The organism is Vibrio sp. 1249-1 (assembly GCF_033340495.1).
This window is the reverse complement of the sequence record NZ_JAWOWJ010000830.1, coordinates 1-593: the sequence shown is the minus strand read 5'-3', so window position 1 is coordinate 593 and position 593 is coordinate 1. Positions and strand designations below refer to the sequence as shown.

The following is a 593-nucleotide window of genomic DNA, read 5'->3' as shown; positions in this document are numbered from 1 at the left end:
AATGCGTTATTTGCCTCTGAATATTCGCCACCGTTTGTCAATGTATCTAGGAACCACGCTTTACCATCAAACAGTGTTTCAGCTCTCACATTGTTTGCATCATCTTGGATGTATGGATAAATGAAACCACGCTTACGACGAGGTTTGCCATCATCTTCACGGGTAGATTCCGCATCTAACTGACCCACAATTTCGTTGTAAGCGTTGATACCACCCATTTTACCGCCCGCACCGTTGAAGAAGATGCCCGTCGTTGGGTAAATAGCACTCAGAGATGCAGAGCGAACATCATCAACAATAAACAAACGATTTGGAGTGGAGCCGGTCGGCATAGGGTACGCACCTGAACGTTTGGCCTCACCAATAGCAACGAAATTTTTGTTTACATTTGTCAAACGAGAGTTCGAATGAACAGTGTCATCTCCTTCTCGTTGCCGCGCTCCTACCACTACCTTGTTTTGCCAGGTACTAATATTGCTTAAAGAACTTTCTGACTCCAAAGTTCCAACAAACACAGTCGCGTTTAGATAGTTATCATTTTTTGAGTAAGTATTGTATCCCACACCATAAATGGTGGTTCCATCGACAACAAA

The 593-nt window shown here is 43.5% G+C and carries 1 protein-coding gene; it reads right to left on the bottom strand.

The genetic code is table 11. The features are described from left to right. The coding region (locus tag R7Z50_RS29165) for a DUF3466 family protein (RefSeq protein WP_318149968.1) at positions 1-593 on the bottom strand (593 nt) is incomplete at both ends.